This is a genomic window from Mesorhizobium shonense (assembly GCF_040545255.1).
Classification (GTDB): Bacteria; Pseudomonadota; Alphaproteobacteria; order Rhizobiales; family Rhizobiaceae; genus Mesorhizobium; species Mesorhizobium shonense.
In genome coordinates, this window is sequence record NZ_JBEPLM010000007.1 from 271,322 (window position 1) to 284,538 (window position 13,217).

Here is a 13,217-nt window from a genome sequence, read left to right on the forward strand (position 1 = left end):
TAGCCGCAGCGGTCAAAGCGCTGCCGCCGGTCTTCCCTCCAGATTACTTGCGGAAGTGGGGCGAAAAGCGTTCCGCGCCCCGTCTCCGCACGCTGTCCTACACGCTGGCGCAGTTCGCCAAGAACCTGAAGCGTCGGCCGATAGCCGGATGGATGTCGCGATCGGAGAGTACGAGGCCGATCTGCAGTGGTTGTACGAAACCTATTATGTCGGCCACTTCCACGTCTGTTGGCCGTCGACCCGGCTCGACTGATTAGGATGTAGACTCATTACTGCGTAGCCAGATACGGACGGAGACGAGTTTGAGGGCAGTGAGGTAGTTTTCTGCCAGCTCGTCATACCGAGTTGCGATGCGGCGGAACTGCTTGGCCTTGTTGAAGAAGCGTTCGACGAGGTTCCGGGCCTTGTATAGGAAGCACACAGGATCCCTCCGGTTGGCCTTGGGCGGGATGTTGGCCCATGCCTTTTTCTCGATGACGGCATTGCGCAAGGCCTTGGCATCATAGCCCTTGTCGGCGAGCAGCCTGGCTCCCTCCGGCAAATCCTTGATCAAGTCTGCGGCGGAGGCGATGTCACTCATTGATCACCTCTCCCCCTCCCACTCGACTGTACGGTGTCAAACGGCGTTGAAGATTGACCCCTTATTGGCGTGCAATATTGACCCCCTAAGGTCGGTGAGCTGATCCCAATCCGTCGAGGCTGCTCGGGTTGCGCACCTGGCGGTTCAGCGGGTTGGGGTTCAGGCCGCGACGAAATCACGAAGCCGCTCGGTGAGGTCTGCCGAAAGGAAGAGCTGTTCGGAGCCGGAGACAGGGGACGAAACGACTGGGGAGATAACGCCCTTCGACGGCCCGGCGTGATGGACATCGCGCACGCGGACGATCGAAGCCGTTCGCGCGACGCATTCATGATTTGCGCGAGGATTCGGTCCGCGTGATCGACGGAACGACAGGCGATTTCGAGCCGCAGAAGAAACGGTGCTGGTCATCGTCGTGCGAACGAGAAGCGCCACCGGTTTCGACCGTGAAGTGAATGAGGCCGTTCGTGGGATACGACAACGGCGCCGCGTGATCATCGGCGAGGCGCTCAAACTCGACCGGCCCGGCCCACCATTCGTCGGCACGGGGCGAGTAATTCCGCCAGCGACTTCGCGCTTATCGAGGCCGACGTGGCGCACATCAATCCCAGGCTGACCTACCAGGCGAGCAAGGACGAAGACACGTGGCACAGACGGTTCAAATCGAAGAGCATCGAGATCGACTATCGCTGGGTCCACGGGCTGCGCGTGTCTCCGCCCGTCATCGCCGATCACGAGGGAGAGATAGTCATCGTCGGCGGCATGCATTGCTACACTCTGGCGCACCATTACGACGCCACGCGGACGCCCCTTTGATGGGCCATCTCGGCGATCTCCCGATCACTCGGCAGCCTGTGCGCCTCTCAGACGAGCGGCAAAGGTTGCGGGATCGGACCATATCCGGGCCGCTCTCATATAAAGGTCCGCTCCTCTCGTTTCGATGGCGTCCTCGTCCCATTCCTGAACAGCGTTCAAGCCCTGATTGATCGGCAGGAGCGAGTTAGCCATCATAACGGGGCGCTTCTCCATCCAGCCGAGATTCGATTGGGAAGAGTTGAGGCCCTGCATCAGTATCGTCAGATTTCCGAAAGTCTGAACCATACGGTTCCGCCGTTCCGTCGCGGCAGCCCTTGCATCCCCATCGGGAGCTTGTAGCGCTTCCAAGAACTCCATTCCCTGAGAGCCATCCCATAGCGGCCAGTTGTCTATCCATTTCTGCGGCATGAGGTGCTCGATCGAGGGCTGCTGCTGAAAGACCAGCGGTTCGTTCCACCCGTTCGCGAAGGAGAGATTGATCCGTCCTAGGATGTGGACCAGCTTTGCATTGCCCAAGTCGTAAGCCGGATGACGCATCCAAGCATCCCGGAAGGCGGTGTCGCTAGGCCAAACGGCAGATTCACCCGTCTGTTGCGCCAGTTGTTGGATGAGGCTTGCCGAGGTAACGCCGTTCCGGCGCAGGTTCTTCGTCAGCTGCAGGAAAACTCGATTGTAGTTCTTAGTGTTGTATCCGCAAACCGAGCGTCGAAGGAGATACGACTCCAGAACTTCCGTAATCGCACCCCACTCCATCGGCGAAATGTCGCTATCCATCATCAACAACAGAAGCGGATAGGCCGTGCGGATATCGAAGGCTTCGAGGAATACGGCGAGATGATAGACCGTATCGCCTGGCGTCGGTTCGAGAATGCGGCGGAAGTTCCTGCCATGGCGCGCGAGGGTCTGTAGTTCCTCTTCTACATTCTGGAAGGGACGGCGGCGTTCGATCCAATTCCGGTACTCTACGAAAAGGTGTTTGACCGGAATGTCCTCCTCGAGCTGACTCGCAAGGAAATGCTGCATGAAGAGGTCGCTTCGCGGACGGATCAGACGACCCTGCTTGACCTCAACCCGCCAGAACTCGTCGTCGAAAGGCTGCCAGTATGTATGATATAGGTTCTCCTGATCGTGGCCTGCGCGGGCAGCGCGCAGGAAGATGTAGTTTCGAAGCAGATCTGCCGGGAGAAGGGGCTCACCGCGGGCGTTCAGTGTTTCGAAGATGACCTGCGCGTCGTCACCTTGCTGCAGATCGATTGTTACAACCCGAAGGAGGTTTTTGAGCGCCTGGAAACAGTCGAGAAGGCGAGTCGACAGCGGGAAGTCGGTGCCGATAGGTGGCTCCTCGGCGGAGCCGATGAAAAACTCGCGCAGCTGATCGTGGAAGAACAGGTAGGCTTGGACCATGCGAGGTCGAGGTTCGGGCTTTCGAGCATACTTGCGCCAGACGATAGGGTGTCGGCGCTCCAACTCCGCCCGCGAACCCGATAACAGCACGTTCGCGAACTGCTCACGGTCCACCAGTGTTGGCCAGACCTTGAACCTGTCCACCGCAGGATCCGCCAGCATTCCTTTGTTTTCGGTGAAGCCCTCACACTCCATCGCGAGTTCGATGCACTCGTTCTCGCGACAGAAATCTCGGAAGGCGGCCAGGAAGAGTTGGAACGTCGTCAACCGTTGCTGACCGTCAATCACCTGGCGCTTCTCAACGTGGGTAACGGGCGTCTGCTTCTGATCGAGGACCATGGCGCCGAGGAAATGGACCGGAGCGTCCTGCCGGCCTTCGATGCTTTCCATGAATTTGCGGGAAATGTCCTCCCAAAGCGGTTCCCACTGCTGCTCCTGGCTCCAGACATACTGCCGCTGAAACAAAGGGATCTCGGCCCGCATCTTGCGCTCGAAGATCGCCAGTAGAGAAACAGCATTCGCATCCATGTATTCGCCCCCCCGCGTTTGAGCGGAACGTATCCCGAAGGAATTCGCTTTTCAAACCGCGCTATCCGATTCCCAAAACTTTCCCATCGTCCAGTTCGCGCCTGCAGATCTCGGCTCTCGATGAGCCGCTTCGGGCGGCTCCGACATCGCATTCAACTCATTCGAATGCTGCAACGTGAGAGCTTCGCGCGAGATTGCTGGACGAGAAAAACCCTCCGCATTCGTTGCGCTGGGAGCAGTTTTTGCACTCGCCTGCGTATTCATTCTTCCAATCGCTGATCGATCGTTTTGCATACTTGCGAATTGATTCGTCGAGCAGGCAGAGCTGATGGTTGTAGACTGAAACATTGATCCTAGCCGCAGCCAAATATTGCACTGCCTCGCGCAGCTCGCTCCGGTAGTCGTACGGGTCCATCCAGAGCTTATCCATGTTCGCCCTTGTGAAGCCGGTGATCTCAAGCCCCATGAACGTCACGTGATCGACGAAGGTCAGGTTTCTGAAAATGAAATCGGACAGATCGCCGAGCCCATCATATGTCTGCTTGTGAACCACAACCCGTATCTCAACTTCAGCCCCAACGGCCTTCAGGTTCATGATCCCACGAATTGTCTCATCGAACGCGCCCTTGGATTGAACCACATAGTCGTGGACCTCCGGGTCCGCGGAATAGATCGGTATGCCTATCGAAAGGCGGCGATGCCCAATCGCTTGATATCGCTGCGCGAAGGCCCTGTCCTTGAATGTCCGGCCGTTTGAAAGAATGTGGATTGGTGTGGAGGGCAGGTGGTCGCGGGCACAAGACAAAATCTCGAAAAAGTCGTCGCCGACTAGCGTTGGCTCTCCGCCGGTGATGCCGAGAAACGGTGTCGTCGCGGGCAGCAGCGGCAGCACATCTATGATTTCTCGCGCTAGCCAGCGATCATCAACATCTTTCGGCGGCTGAGAGCACATCAAGCAGAGGTGGTTGCACCGCTCGGTCACAAGGAAATAGTTCGCGTTAGCCTCCTTTCGAAAGAGGACGCGCACCGCCTTTCGATCCGGTGCAAAACGGATAACATCCCCTTCGCAGAGGTAGGAAAAGTAATCGGGCAGAACGATCAGCTGTCGGTTTGAGAAGATCTCCTCAGCCTCGGCCTGATGCTCTTCAAAGGTCACGACCCATCGGCAGTCAGGAGCAGACTTGTCACCCCGGAAGAGACAGGCGTCATGGTCTGGATTCGGTGCCCGACCCGCTGGTGAGGTCACAAGCCGGAGTGCCGATCGAGGGGCGGACGGTTCGATGTTGGCTGACGAGGCAAATCCGCTCAAGCGTAGCATCTTAGTTCGCCCAGCTCAGAAACAGCTCACGAATAGCAACGTCGCTTTCCATGAGCGCAATCAGTCTTTTGAAGATCGACATGTTACGATTGCAGAAGCCGGAGCGGGTCTTGAGACCAACGAAGTCGCTATGCGTTGCGGTGTGGAACACCGGGTCGGAACCACAAAACGGCTCGTAGGCGCACTCAGAACACATTGGGACCGAACCCGCGAACGATTGCTCGATCGGATCCAGCAGAGCATCTGCCCCAAAGATCTCCGAATAGGTGTTTTCATGAACATTCCCGAGCAGGAACGTTTTGTCGCCCATTTCAGCTAGCATCCGAGCCTCGTCAGAGGCATACACGCTGGCGTCGTAGTTGTAGACAACGGCTGAGATACCGATGCCAGCTGGGCTCATAAGGTCCACGTATCCCGGCTCGAATGGCGTCAGCATCTTCGTGAGGATGGTCGCCGCGTAAAACTCTTTGAACGGAATTCCATTCCGATTGAGCTCAAGGATGTAGTTCAGCCCTTCGAAATAGAAATCCAGCCAGCGGTCCACGTCGTAAGCGGCATAGAACTTCGTCTTGACGGCGAAACCGTATGGAGAAAGCGGTCGAAGGAAAATCCCGGGGAACTGCAAGCTAACGTATTCGTCGATGATCGTGCGGACTTGCGAGAGGCTGGCCTTCGTAGTGGTCATCAACGCGCTGACGCGCTCATGGCCGAGGACGTTTCTAGCCTTGTGAATGCCTGCGACGGCCAACTCGTAGCTGTTTTTTCCGGGGCGGGGGCGGTTGGCGTTGTGAAGAGCAGCCGGGCCATCTAGCGATGTGGAGATCAGGATGCTGTGCTGGCGGCAAAACTCTAGCATTTCGTCCGTCACGACGGCGAGGTTGGTCGTGATGACGAACTGCAATGATCGCCCGGCTGTGTGATTGATCTCCTCTGCTCGGCGCACGACATGCTGGATCAAAGGGAAGTTTAGGAGGGGTTCGCCGCCTTGAAACTCGATCTTTATCGCCGGGCTTGGAGATTGAAAAATAAGCGCCAATGCCTTCTCGGCAGTCTCCTCCGACATGTCGAAGGCCGAGCGATCTTCGCTTTGACGAGAAACCTGACAGTACGGGCAGGAATGCTCGCACCTGAGGGATACGACCATTATGTGGAGCGAGGTGAAGTTCTCGAGCCTCTTTGTCTTGGTGCGAACCTTGAGCGCCAGCAGGTCTCGCCCCAAATTTGACGAGGCATCGAACAGAAATTGTCGGCTGCGAAGACGAGAGTATGCTGGATGGGTGCTTGGGAGTTCGTGCTTGACAAAGGAAGCCAGCACAGCGCGCGGCAGTACTAGATATTCACCGGCTTGGTTCGTCAGGACATACCGTTCGTCATCCAGTGGCGAAAAACGGAAGTAAGCCAGCTGGTACGTGTCGTCCACTGGTCGGCGAAAGTCGCTCACCGGAGCAAACCTAGTCATCGGACTGCAGGCCCGATCGGGAGAAGGCCAACGCCAATACCGCGTTCCTAACGGACGCTGTCTCGGCGGCGATAGTGCCCCGAAGGTCTTGATCCAAGACCTCGAGCTGCAGCCTCTCTATCGCTGCGTCGGCCGAAGCTCGCCCGACCGCCTTGCTGAAGTTAATCGTGCAGACTGCGAAGCCGCCTTCGATAGTGATCTCGACGGCAGCGTTGCCGGTTACCCGGTACGCTGCGCGCTTCACACAATCGAGGCCGAAGACAGACAGATCAAACTTGGCCTGGGCAGTCCGGACGAGCTCGCTATCGCGAGGAGTGTCCGCCATCAGCAATAGCTGTAGCCAGAGCAGTGAGACCCGTGACTAGCGTGGCTCGCATGGCTGCTGTGATAGGCCAAAATTATGTCCGTACCGGTTGAGCGATCGAGCACCTCACCGTAGCCGAGGTCTGCGGGAGCGGTCCCAGCCTCAGCCAGCTTGGTCGAAGGCTGATTTGCCGATTCGACAAGCACTGCGGCCTGCACTTGGCCGCCAAGAACCATCGTGGCCGACAAGGCCATTGGTGACAGAAAACTGCGCTTTGACATTATCCAAACCCCCGTTTGCATCCGATTCATTAGCAAAGCAAGCCAACCCGAGCAAGTACCGATTGTGGAGAAATGCTTAAGCGTTCACTAATGTTCCGACACAATACTGTATTGCCCGACGACTTTCGGCGCTCAGAGCAAAGCTAGTTGCTCACCGAATTTTTGGGTCCTATCGCGGAAATCGCCTCCGACGTCACGGTGGCCACCTTGCGGCAGTCCATCAGAGGACTGTTGCGAAAAATGGCGCTCAATCCCGCTCGCCAGACGGCTACTCAGAAGCCCACGAGAAAGCGAAGACCACTTGGGATCCCAACAGCCTCTGGTCTCTGCGTGATACTTCCTGTGCCTCAATCCGATCGAGCAGCCTTCGGCATAGACAGCAGCAAATCTTTTTGAGCGACGGTGAGCCGAAATTGCAGGCCTTCAAGCCATCATTGAATGCAGGCGGGGCCGGCCGGCAGCGCTGCGAGATAAATGTGCGCACTTCGGCGCACTTTGGATCAGCTTTATGTTGGCTGGCGCCATTTACCTAGAATTGCTGAACCCCTTGCAGAAATATTCGCTTTAAGAGATGCTTAACCCTAAGCTGTGGGAGGGCTGGGGGTATGAGAATAAGGGCTTTGTGGGCACTTTGCGCCACGGCCGCGCTATGCGGTTGTCAGACTGGCAATCAAGCAGACTATGTTCAGATAGGTTATGGACCGAGTTTCGACGTTGCCCATGCTCAATGCGAAATGCAAAAGGGATCTGTAGACCAAGGCTATATTGCTATCGGATCTCCTGGCCTTGTGGCTGGCGCCGGCATTGGTAATGCCCTCGGCAATGCGATTGCCGAAGATCAGTACATGAAGAATTGCCTGATCATCAACGGCTGGAAGCGAGCACCTCACGGCCAAGGTGCTGCTGCGACGGCGGCCGTCGCTGCTGGCGCTTCGCCGACGCCCTACGGCATAGCGAGGGCCCCAGGCAGTTGGATCAACACGGCCTTGTTGGATTGGTCGGACGCAAACAAGAAATGCGCTGCCGGGGATAAGGCCGCCTGCGCGACGCGTGCCAAGCTCGGCGCCCGCTTGAAGGCCGCAGGTGTCATTCCGTCATCTGTATAGCTTTCAGTAGGTGAGACTTCGCTGAGCGGACCATGATTGTGAAACGACGAGCCGGATTCTTGATCGCTGGTTTCTTGGCTGTAAGCAGCGCATCAGCGCAACAGATGCCGCGCTATGACGTCGATGGGTATTGCCGCCAGGTCTCAGATATCAGCGGCGGATCCGATGTGATTTACAACGGCTGCATCGATATGGAACAGCAAGCTTACAATAAGCGGAAGGCAGAATGGACCTCGCTGCCTCAAAAAACCCGAAGCTACTGCGACGAAGTAGCCAGGGTTGGCGGTGGCGGATCATACTCGATCCTTGATGGCTGCATCGACATGGAAGTCGGCGCAGCAGGCTCAACACCAGCGTTTAAATATTAGCGGAACGGCCGGATGGGGTTGATCATCATAATCCTCGGCGCGCTGCAAATTCTATCGGGCATCATGGCCTACGGCGCTGCCGTCTCTGCAATTCATCAGATTCTTGGCGCTGTCTTGTTCGGCATGGGAGTTCTCAGTGTCGCACTGGGGTCGGCTCTACGGCAGTTGCAGGCCATTAGAGCGGCTACCGAACGCCATGCGGAAGCGATGGAAGTGCTCAAGAATCGGCGACAGGGGGCGGCGGCCTAACACAGGGAATGGCGATCGTGAGCTTATCGACCCAAGAGCAGATACTTATCGAGCAGCGCGTCACGAATGAAGCCAAGTCGGCCGGCGTCGCCTATTTGTTGTGGTTCTTTTTAGGCACCCTTGGCGCTCACCGGTTCTATCTGGCCCGAACAGGTTCTGCGATCGCCCAATTGGTGATGTTCATCTTCGGGTGGATGACCATCTTTATCGGCGTCGGCGCTTTCCTGCTGATCGTGCTTGCTATCTGGGTTCTGGCCGATGGGTTTCTGATCCCCGGCATCATCCAGCGACACAAGAGCAATGTTCGCAAACAACTCGGCATGGACATTTTGATTGCCTCAGGTGCGCAGGTTTCGATGCTCGACACGAGCAAGTGGTCGAAGCGCGATCGTGAGCGGCTGGCGGCGCAGGCGGCCCGTGAGCCTAGGGGATGACTGCCACGACGAACGATGATCTCCAAAAAGAAGCGGCCCTAAAGGTCATAAGATTGGCAATGGAACTGTCGATCGCGTGGGAAGCAGCATCCGAAGCCGGCGTTCCGATGGTCATTGAGGTGGATGAGATCCCTCTTGGTAAAGCCGGCCGCACGGTGAAGCAGGTTTTGGCTCGGTTGCTCGTCCCATAAGATACCCCCAACTCGCTGGTGTCCGTCCATACAAGAGCGAGTTTTTGCCGGGAGGCGTTGTCGGCGTGGAACGAAATGAGGTGTGGTTTATCGCGGTCGTCGCCACGACGATGGGGTTTCTCGCCGGGATGGTCTGGATGGACGTTGGCCACTCAGCGGGGAGGTTGGAGAGGTATCAAACCCTGATCACCGGCTTCTTAGCGGTTGGTGCGGCCTTCATCACTGTGAACGCGATGAAACGGACGGATCAAGAGCAAAGGGCGAGACACGCCGAGCAAATGGAGCAAGCAAAGCGACCTGAACGCCTTGCGCGCCAGCGCATCGTCGAAACCTACCCTGCGGTGTTCGACTATCTTGCATCGGAGGCGGAGCTCGTCGGCCTAGGTTCTGTATTCGTTTGCATCAGATCATGAAGGACGAAAGTATCCGATCGGCTCGCCCCTTCTTCGACGGCTCGATCGAGATGAATCTCAATTTTCTCGCGTACAAGGACGAGGAATTTGAAAAAGACGAATACCGGCAATTCCTGAAAGACCTGGCCATCAGCATTCTCGACGGCACGCCCCCGGACCCCGAAAGCAGGGACTATTTTTTCAGGTTGTGTCACGCCATCCAGGATATGAGACAGCCACTGACGGTCCTTTCGATTTACTTTGCTGCCTTTGCCGACGATCAAGCCTCTAGGGGAGCAAGAGCGGCACTATCGGAAAAAGCTTAAAGAGGGTTGGAAATGAAAGGCAAAGACAATGCGCATGTTATTGGCTTCCGCGAAAACAAGTTGAAGCCGGGAGAAGCTATCAAGGCTCACCTGGAAGGCTGGATCGGCGAAATGATGGGATCTGGCCGCAATACGCAACGCAACGGTCAGTTTGTTCTGACCAATGAGCGCGCCTGCTTCTACAGAAAAGGCTTTCTGGGCGAGGTCTTCGAAACGATACCGCTTTCGAAAATTACCTCGGTCGAGACACTCTCACGCTTGGGCTATCGCGTGCTTCGGCTGCACACCTCTCACGATGATCTGGCGTTCAAAACGTTCGAAGCGAAGGACGTTTTCGACGATCTCTACCAAAAGCTGGAGGCACTTAGGCATGGTCCTACAATTGATCGGCCGAAGTCCGCCCCGATCGATAGCCCGGCCGATCTTCTTTCAAGGCTAGGGCAGTTGCGTGATGCCGGCGTTCTGACCGAGGAAGAGTTCAAAGCGAAAAAGGCAGAGATACTTGCGCGGATCTAGCGTCTGCTCCGGAAAATCTCGCATGCGGCTTAACCGAGGGCTCTTCCGATTGTGGCTGGCATTGTCACTAGCGTGGATCGCCTTTTGGAGTTGGCGGGACAACGTGCCTTGCCTGCTCGGGTTCGATCTTACCGGTACAAGTCCCTGGTGCAAGACCGGGCTCTATTTAGCTGCCCGGCCCCGAATTGAAACGGCCGAATTGGTGCTGGGAGCGCCGTTTGCCGGCGCAGTGGTATTGACGTTACTCGCCTGGATCGCGGCGGGCTTCAGAAACACGAACTGACGCCTTCGGGATGCTGATCTTTTCCAGAAGGACCCTACAGAAAATGATCAACGGAGTAGCTGACCATCTCAGCTACCAAGAGATCGACCGAATAATCCAGCATGTCGACCAACCTAAGAGGAACGGTATCCCGTTCGTCTGGGAATTGGCGCTGTTGTGGGACCCCGATCATAAATCGGGGTCCAACGGACCGTCGGCGGTCCGACGAAGTGCGCCTCAAGAACGACGTCTAGCGGCAAGTTGGACAGCACGGCGCTGCTGTTGCATTGGTCACGCATCGGTGAGAAGCCGCTCTTCCTGGTGAAGTTGACCATTGTGCACGGCTAAAGTAGCATTACGCGACGAAGGCGTCTCCTCTTTTCATCGAAGGAGAAATGAAATGGGGAGGGTTAGGAGAAAGCTTTCAAGCTTGCCGGCAGCAATTGCACTTTGCGGTGTTGTTGCTACTGCTCCCGCCTGGAATACAGAAACGTATGCGGCCGAGCTGAATTCGCTCAGGTTGAAATTCGAATACGTTAATGACTTTGCCATCGGCTATGATTCAGCGAAGCATGTCTACAAAAACTCCTTTATCCAAAGCGCGATAACGGAGCCTAAGTCGCGGCCGATCAAAGCCAGCGTGTGCAATTCCTTGCCAAAAGCGCAGATCCGCACGACGTCGAGAGTTGACGGCAAGAGTTGCCAGCCACGCGAAGTGCGCCTGGCACCGGGGGCTGCCTCCTTCGTTTGGACATTGCGGGGGAAGCATTCGCTTCTAAACCGGTCAACTAACATCCAGACGGTTCGCAGAGATCTAAGGCATCTTTCGCGCGAGCCAGATGGAAGCGGCTGCATTCCTCTTCAGCTGCCGAAGGCCGCGTTGGCACCTGACAACGCCTGCCAAGTGAGCTTTGACGTGCCGCTGCGAACTGCGGCTGGAGCCGGAGTCAATGAGCGATTTTCAATTCATTTTGAAGCGCTCGACGAAAAAGGAACGGTGATTGAGTCGCGCAGCAGGGAGTTCGGCATGCCAGGGAAGGTGCCGCTGATCGTGTCGGTCGGCGACTCTTTCGCTTCGGGCGAAGGCAACCCTGATGTGCGCGGCAAGTCAGAAGATGACAACTTCAATCTCTTGGGCCAGCGCGACTGTGAGGACGATACCGTTGTCATGTATGCCCGCGACAAGAAACCGGAGATGTCGAAAAAGCCACGATGGCTCGATGATGACTATCACCGTTCCCTCCAGTCAGGTCCGGCGTTGGCGGCCAAGGACCTTCTAAAGGAGTGGCCTTACGTTCACTTCATTTCATTGGGACAATCTGGAGCTACAGTCTATTCAGGCAATCGTAAGAACGACATTATTGATCAGGTTACTTACGCCGGCGAGCTTTTGAACGAATATCCTGTCGACGTTCTACTGATCACCGCGGGAGGAAACGACGTCGGCTTTTCTAATGTGTTGGAGTGGCTGACGAAGGATTTCAAAAGGAACAGCATCAGAGAGGCCAACAAATCATTCAACAGCGGGCTCAGGCTCCTCGGCGACAATGACTACCCCGCCCTAGCGCGTGTAGTCAGAAAATTGAATGTCAAGACGATCTTCATCAGCGAGTATCCTAACGCCTTGTTCAACAATCGTGCCGGAAGACCGACAGAAGGTTGTGGAATATTTAAGAATACGGGCGTTGCGAAAGTTTCGAGAACCGATGCTAGGGCAATCACCGCGCTAGGCAAGCGCCTGAACGCGCAGGTGGCGGACTCTGCCCGGCAATTCGGCTGGCGTTTCGTCTCCGGGCTCACCGAGAGCTTCTCGAAGCACGGTTATTGCACAGGCAAACAGTCCTACTTTCGCTCGGCTGAGGATTCATGCGATTTCCAGGGTGACTTCAAAGGCACGATGCATCCTAATGAGCGGGGCACCGCGATTTACGCTAATATTCTTGCGGCCGAAATGCGCAAGGTCCTTCCGAAATCTGATGTTCCAACGGCCGCGGAGTAAAGGGCACTACTAGTTCCGGACTCACAACTGGTGTGATGTCCCTCGGCTGAATTTACGACGAACGAACCAGCATGTTGGCTTCAGTGCTGCAGCTGCAGGCCCGCAGAGATGCAACGCCTGTCTGTCAAAGGCAGCGCTTTGTCGAACATCCTGGTCCAAGGAAGCCCTTGATCCGTCAGGTTCTGGTTTCAGCCGAATGAACTCACCAGAGCGCACCTGACGCTTGCGGCACAACCTGATCACAATGGAGTGGGGAAACGTCCTTGGAGCCGTCTGAGCGGCGTCCTACGTCGTGAGGCACAAGGCCAGGAGGTGCGACCGTCCGCCGGCTGCTCGGCAGCAACCAGTCAGCTCGGAGCTGCGGCACGCGATGGGGGGGTGGCGGCTCAAGTTCAATGGGTTGGCTGAAAATCTGCAATCACCCCTGGCGGCCTAGTGAGATCGAGATTGTCGCCAAACTAGGATCGATGGGAGCTACCCGCCTCTCGAAGGCCAGGACGACAGCCGTTAGTGAACAAGGCAATGTCCCGGATCTGGTCAGAGCGCCCTTTCGGTCGCCCACGGCAGAACGCAGGCTTATGGCGCAACCGCGATCTCCAGCGCAGTCGCCGGATTGTCCGCTCTTGGGCAAGCTATCCTTCAATGGCCACCGTGAGGCGCAAGGCCGCTCTGCGGTTCTCAGTTTGT

Annotated in this window: 14 protein-coding genes and 1 pseudogene; 10 read left to right on the plus strand and 5 right to left on the minus strand. The window is 56.6% G+C overall.

Going from position 1 to position 13,217, the window contains the following annotated elements; translation table 11 throughout:
• Positions 1–253: 253 nt before the first annotated feature.
• A pseudogene (locus tag ABID26_RS20035) lies at positions 254–580 on the minus strand (transposase); the annotation flags it as partial.
• Positions 581–1,168: 588 nt separating this feature from the next.
• On the opposite strand from ABID26_RS20035, the gene ABID26_RS20040 reads away from it, so the two are divergent.
• Positions 1,169–1,393, plus strand: a complete 225-nt coding sequence (locus tag ABID26_RS20040; RefSeq protein ID WP_354416095.1) for a hypothetical protein — start codon at positions 1,169–1,171, stop codon at positions 1,391–1,393.
• Positions 1,394–1,417: 24 nt separating this feature from the next.
• Here ABID26_RS20040 and ABID26_RS20045 read toward each other — a convergent pair whose 3' ends face one another.
• From ABID26_RS20045 to ABID26_RS20060, 4 genes are all read right to left on the minus strand, one after another.
• On the minus strand, positions 1,418–3,325 hold the full coding sequence (locus ABID26_RS20045) for a DUF262 domain-containing protein (protein WP_354416096.1): 1,908 nt from the start codon (positions 3,323–3,325) through the stop codon (positions 1,418–1,420).
• 157 nt (positions 3,326–3,482) lie between these two features.
• Positions 3,483–4,481 (minus strand): His-Xaa-Ser system radical SAM maturase HxsC, encoded by a 999-nt coding sequence (gene hxsC / locus ABID26_RS20050; protein ID WP_354416097.1) that lies wholly within the window; start codon positions 4,479–4,481, stop codon positions 3,483–3,485.
• 163 nt (positions 4,482–4,644) lie between these two features.
• Positions 4,645–6,084 (minus strand): His-Xaa-Ser system radical SAM maturase HxsB, encoded by a 1,440-nt coding sequence (gene hxsB / locus ABID26_RS20055; protein WP_354416098.1) that lies wholly within the window; start codon positions 6,082–6,084, stop codon positions 4,645–4,647.
• 10 nt (positions 6,085–6,094) lie between these two features.
• The gene (locus ABID26_RS20060) at positions 6,095–6,433 is read right to left on the minus strand and encodes a hypothetical protein (RefSeq protein WP_354416099.1); all 339 of its coding nucleotides are present in this window, start codon (positions 6,431–6,433) and stop codon (positions 6,095–6,097) included.
• A gap of 859 nt (positions 6,434–7,292) precedes the next feature.
• Here ABID26_RS20060 and ABID26_RS20065 point away from each other — a divergent pair.
• From ABID26_RS20065 to ABID26_RS20105, 9 genes are all read left to right on the plus strand, one after another.
• Positions 7,293–7,793: a hypothetical protein gene (locus tag ABID26_RS20065; protein ID WP_354416100.1), complete on the plus strand. Its 501-nt coding sequence runs from the start codon at positions 7,293–7,295 to the stop codon at positions 7,791–7,793.
• 59 nt (positions 7,794–7,852) lie between these two features.
• Entirely contained in the window at positions 7,853–8,161 is a 309-nt protein-coding gene (locus tag ABID26_RS20070) for a hypothetical protein (RefSeq protein ID WP_354416101.1), read from the plus strand.
• Positions 8,162–8,173: 12 nt separating this feature from the next.
• Positions 8,174–8,410: a hypothetical protein gene (locus tag ABID26_RS20075; RefSeq protein WP_354416103.1), complete on the plus strand. Its 237-nt coding sequence runs from the start codon at positions 8,174–8,176 to the stop codon at positions 8,408–8,410.
• Between the two features lie 17 nt (positions 8,411–8,427).
• On the plus strand, positions 8,428–8,844 hold the full coding sequence (locus ABID26_RS20080) for a TM2 domain-containing protein (protein WP_354416105.1): 417 nt from the start codon (positions 8,428–8,430) through the stop codon (positions 8,842–8,844).
• Positions 8,841–9,035: a hypothetical protein gene (locus ABID26_RS20085; RefSeq protein WP_354416107.1), complete on the plus strand. Its 195-nt coding sequence runs from the start codon at positions 8,841–8,843 to the stop codon at positions 9,033–9,035. The genes ABID26_RS20080 and ABID26_RS20085 overlap by 4 nt, the downstream gene beginning before the upstream one ends.
• Before the next feature lie 65 nt (positions 9,036–9,100).
• Positions 9,101–9,448 (plus strand): hypothetical protein, encoded by a 348-nt coding sequence (locus ABID26_RS20090; RefSeq protein ID WP_354416109.1) that lies wholly within the window; start codon positions 9,101–9,103, stop codon positions 9,446–9,448.
• Positions 9,445–9,753 carry a hypothetical protein gene (locus ABID26_RS20095; RefSeq protein ID WP_354416111.1) on the plus strand — a complete coding sequence of 103 codons (309 nt, stop codon included), beginning with the start codon at positions 9,445–9,447 and terminating at the stop codon, positions 9,751–9,753. Before ABID26_RS20090 ends, ABID26_RS20095 begins: the two co-directional genes overlap by 4 nt.
• A gap of 12 nt (positions 9,754–9,765) precedes the next feature.
• Complete coding sequence (locus ABID26_RS20100) at positions 9,766–10,269, plus strand: SHOCT domain-containing protein (protein WP_354416112.1); 504 nt, start codon at positions 9,766–9,768, stop codon at positions 10,267–10,269.
• Between the two features lie 692 nt (positions 10,270–10,961).
• On the plus strand, positions 10,962–12,530 hold the full coding sequence (locus tag ABID26_RS20105) for a GDSL-type esterase/lipase family protein (RefSeq protein WP_354416114.1): 1,569 nt from the start codon (positions 10,962–10,964) through the stop codon (positions 12,528–12,530).
• The last annotated feature ends 687 nt before the right edge of the window (positions 12,531–13,217 follow it).

Coding starts and splice junctions, on each gene's coding strand:
- ABID26_RS20045 (WP_354416096.1), bottom strand. CDS start 3,325: ATGGATGCGAATGCTGTTTCTCTACTGGCGATCTTCGAGCGCAAGATG.
- ABID26_RS20065 (WP_354416100.1), top strand. CDS start 7,293: ATGAGAATAAGGGCTTTGTGGGCACTTTGCGCCACGGCCGCGCTATGC.
- ABID26_RS20075 (WP_354416103.1), top strand. CDS start 8,174: ATGGGGTTGATCATCATAATCCTCGGCGCGCTGCAAATTCTATCGGGC.
- ABID26_RS20085 (WP_354416107.1), top strand. CDS start 8,841: ATGACTGCCACGACGAACGATGATCTCCAAAAAGAAGCGGCCCTAAAG.
- ABID26_RS20095 (WP_354416111.1), top strand. CDS start 9,445: ATGAAGGACGAAAGTATCCGATCGGCTCGCCCCTTCTTCGACGGCTCG.
- ABID26_RS20100 (WP_354416112.1), top strand. CDS start 9,766: ATGAAAGGCAAAGACAATGCGCATGTTATTGGCTTCCGCGAAAACAAG.